Below are 3,574 nucleotides of genomic sequence, written 5' to 3' on the forward strand. Positions count from 1 at the left end.
GCTTGTGTTTTTTTTTTTCAAGCGAAGGAGGGTAATGCAGGTTCAGTGCGGGTTGGTGGGCACGGATGTGTGTATAAAGGACCGCCTGGAGCCGCTGCTAACGCTGCAGCCCGGACTGGCGGTTGCGGTAACGCTGGGCGAGCAGCGGGCGCGGATGCTGCAGCAGCGCGCCGGCATTCCGGTGTTGCTGCTGAGCTACGGCGGCACGGGCGAGCTGGAGATGGCGACGTTCGCCGAGTCGCTGCGCCGACTGGCGGAGCCGCTGGGTCGCCAAGCGCGCGCCGACGCGCTATTGGGTGCGATCGACAGCTCTCTCGCAGCGCTTGCGGCGCGCTTGGACGGGGTCGAGCCGGTGCCCAGCTACATCGGAGGAATCAGCCTGAAGGGTCTGCAGGGGCTTGCGAGCACACAGGCAGGGCATTTGCCACTGCACTGGGCGGGTGCCGAGAATCTCGCCAACCGGATCGTCGATGCCGGTCATCGCTTTATCGACCTTGAGCAGCTCCTGGAGTGGAATCCGCCTGTGTTGTTCATCGATGGCGGCGGCCTGCCAGCGGTGCTGCGCGAGGCCGAGGTCAGTCCGCAGGTCTTCTCGGCGCTGGAGGCTGTCCAAAACGGGCAGGTCTTTGCGACCCTGCCGTTCAATGCCTACAACACCAACGCCGAGCATGCGCTTGCTAACGCCTGGTTTATCGCCTCCAGGCTGCACCCGGAGCGTTTCCCGGAGCTCGATCCAGTCGCTCAGGCCGACCAGATCTATCAGGCCTTCTTCGGGCAGCCACTCTATGCTGAGCTGCGCCGTGAACAGCCTGGCTTTGCCCGCGTTGATCTGCTGACCGGAGTGGTGCAACCCTTCGACTCCCCAGCGGCGTGAGGCTGCAGTCTTGTCGCGCTGGTTTGTCGTCATCGCCTCGTCGCATTGCAGCACCAAGGCGAGCAGGAAACCGCGCCGACGATTGGCGGTGCGGTTCGATGCGCGAGACTGATTGGGGGCTGCGCGCTCCGGGGATCCGGCCAAGTGGGGCCCGAAATGGGAGCCGGCGCCGGCCGCTTGCGGCAAGCTTCTCACCGGTGCCCTGGCGTTGAGCCGCGCTGCTTCAGTGGGCGATCCATCGCCGCTCCGCGCCTACCAAGCGTTGCTGCGTCGGCGCCTGCTGCTTGGCGTTCTGATGCTGCTGATGCTGGTCGTGCTTGCATTGGTCGCCCTTGGCACCGGCTCCTATCAGCTGACACCAGGGGACGTTGTGCATGCCCTTGCCCTCGGACCCGGGCCGGTCGATCCGGAGCAGCAGGTTGCGGCGCAAGTGGTCTGGGGCCTCAGGTTGCCGCGGGTGGTCGCCGCGTTACTAGCGGGCGCGGCGCTTGGGCTGGCCGGGGCTGTGCTGCAGGCCTTGCTGCGCAATCCGCTTGCCTCGCCATTTACGCTTGGCATCTCGCAAGGTGCCGCCTTGGGCGCAACGGCAGCCATCGTGCTGTTCGACGCCGGCGCCTTGCACAGCGTTGGTCGCGAGGCCATGAGTGTTCAGACGCCAGTGCCCGTGGTCGGTCTGGCGCTGGCCGGTGGTCTCGGCTCGGCGGCCTTGATCCTGCTCATCGGCACCTTGCGTGGGCTAACACCGGAGGCCGTGGTCCTGGCTGGCATCGCGCTCGGTGCCTTCGCGAGCGCGGCGACGATGATCCTGCAATACTTCGCCTCTGACACCCAGGCTGCGGCAACGCTGTTTTGGACCTTCGGCGACCTTGGGCGCGCGGGCTGGCGCGAGACCGCTTGGCTGGCGGCCGCGGTGCTGACGATCGGACTCCTGCCCCTGGCGGCCGCCTGGCGCTATAACGCGCTGGCCTGGGGTGATGAGCTGGCGCGCGGGCTCGGCATCGCTGTGGCGCGCGAGCGCTTGCTCGGTGCCGCATCCGCCGCGGTGCTGGCCGCGATCACGACCGCCTTCCTTGGCGTGATCGGGTTCATTGGTCTGATTGCACCGCACGCGGTGCGGTTGTTGGTCGGCGCGGATCAGCGCACCCTGCTACCGTTGTCAGCCTTGGCCGGTGCGCTGCTGTTGTTGGCCGCCGATACCCTGGGGCGCGTTCTGATCGCGCCGGTCATGCTGCCGGTCGGTGCCGTGACGGCATTGGTCGGCGCGCCTCTGTTGCTTGTATTGCTGCTGCGGCAGCGCCGCTGATGTCCGGATTGCGTATCCAGGGCCTGGCCTTTTCCTACGCTGGGGCCGGTTCTGATGACCGCGCTGCGCCAGTGCTCGACCAGCTTGATCTCAACGTCGGGCGTGGGGCGTTGTTGGTGGTGCTGGGGCCAAACGGCGTAGGCAAATCGACGCTGCTGAAGCTCGTTGCCGGGCTGCTGCCGTTCCGAGAAGGCGTGATCCAGTTGGATGCGCTGGATCTGCCGGGGCTGAGCGCCCGCGAGCGGGCACGCCGGGTCGCCTATCTGCCGCAGCTCAGCGCGAGCACCGAGGTGAGCGTCTTCGAAGCGGTTCTGCTCGGGCGGCTGCCGCATCTCGGGGTCGGACCCGGCCAGCGCGATTTGGCGGTGGTTGACCGCACCCTGCGCGCGCTTGGGCTCGCGCCGCTCAGCGCTCGGCGCGTCACCCGGCTTAGCGGCGGCGAGCTGCAGAAGGTTCTCATCGCCCGGGCCCTGGTGCAGGAACCACAGCTGCTGCTGCTCGATGAGCCGGTCAATCATCTGGATCTTCGCAATCAGATGGCCGTGCTTCGCAGCATCCAGGCGCAGGCGCGCGAGCGACAGCTGGCGACGCTGGTCGTGCTGCATGACATCAATCTTGCGCTGCGCTTCGCCGATCAGTTCCTGCTCATGGGGCCTGACGCGACCTCGACGCAAGGGCCAATCGCGGACCTGGCGCCGGAGGCCGTCGGTGATGCTTACGGTATCGAGGTGATCAGGGGAGAGGTGGACGGCCGGCCGGTGATGGTGCCGGTCTAAGCCTCGACAGGCCGGGCTTGAACGCAGTCGGTTTGGGGCTCGGCTACCAGCAAGTCTGGGGTCACCATTTAGCTGACCCCGCTCAATAGGCGGTGAAAAAACCTCGCGGCTGCGCACGATGATCTAGATCAATACTCCACGAAACGCTGCGTTGAGCCGTTGACGCGCCGTCAGTTCTCTGTGTGGTGGTTGCGGAGCCGATCCGCACCAGTCACCCTTCAGGTTCTAGGCACTGGGGCTGCTCCCTGTGGGGAGAAGACACCCGGCCCGTGGCTCATGCGAGCCCCAGAAAATCATCGGTGCCCCGCACAGGTCCAAGTGGTGCACGGCACTACCTGTCGGCGGGCCGTGCGTTCACAGATCTCTGGCTTGCGCTCCGGTGGAAGGCAGCCAACCCGTTCTGGCTCACTGGCGGGGGCGTCTCGGTCACATACGCTGTCGCTCCACGGTTGTCGTACGCGTTGGCGGGAATGCCCCGGGGCTCAATCAGATCTGGTGGCTGGTCGCCAACCCCTCGGCTGAGCTCACCGAGGCATGCCCGATTCGGTTCAGGCGAAGGCGCGGTCCACGTCGAACGCGCTGCCGTCGCGCAGAATGTGATAGCAGGCCCGGGCCAGCTTG

General features: G+C 66.5%; 4 protein-coding genes. 3 read left to right on the forward strand and 1 reads right to left on the reverse strand.

The features are described from left to right. Positions 1-874 (forward strand): ABC transporter substrate-binding protein (locus I6U14_RS12435; RefSeq protein ID WP_296899758.1); only part of this gene is annotated, 874 nt, incomplete at its 5' end. Between the two features lie 223 nt (positions 875-1,097). On the opposite strand, the gene I6U14_RS12440 is transcribed toward I6U14_RS12435, so the two are convergent. Then, the gene (locus I6U14_RS12440) at positions 1,098-1,304 is read right to left on the reverse strand and encodes a hypothetical protein (protein ID WP_296899766.1); all 207 of its coding nucleotides are present in this window, start codon (positions 1,302-1,304) and stop codon (positions 1,098-1,100) included. On the opposite strand from I6U14_RS12440, the gene I6U14_RS12445 reads away from it, so the two are divergent. Beyond that, the gene (locus tag I6U14_RS12445) at positions 1,227-2,177 is read left to right on the forward strand and encodes an iron ABC transporter permease (protein WP_296899764.1); all 951 of its coding nucleotides are present in this window, start codon (positions 1,227-1,229) and stop codon (positions 2,175-2,177) included. The two genes, I6U14_RS12440 and I6U14_RS12445, sit on opposite strands and share 78 nt — an antisense overlap. Continuing rightward, on the forward strand, positions 2,177-2,953 hold the full coding sequence (locus tag I6U14_RS12450) for an ABC transporter ATP-binding protein (RefSeq protein ID WP_296899762.1): 777 nt from the start codon (positions 2,177-2,179) through the stop codon (positions 2,951-2,953). Before I6U14_RS12445 ends, I6U14_RS12450 begins: the two co-directional genes overlap by 1 nt. Positions 2,954-3,574: the final 621 nt, after the last annotated feature.

The sequence above is a fragment of the Thiohalocapsa sp. genome, assembly GCF_019695415.1.
Taxonomy (GTDB): Bacteria; Pseudomonadota; Gammaproteobacteria; order Chromatiales; family Chromatiaceae; genus Thiohalocapsa.

Coding starts and splice junctions, on each gene's coding strand:
- I6U14_RS12450 (WP_296899762.1), top strand. CDS start 2,177: ATGTCCGGATTGCGTATCCAGGGCCTGGCCTTTTCCTACGCTGGGGCC.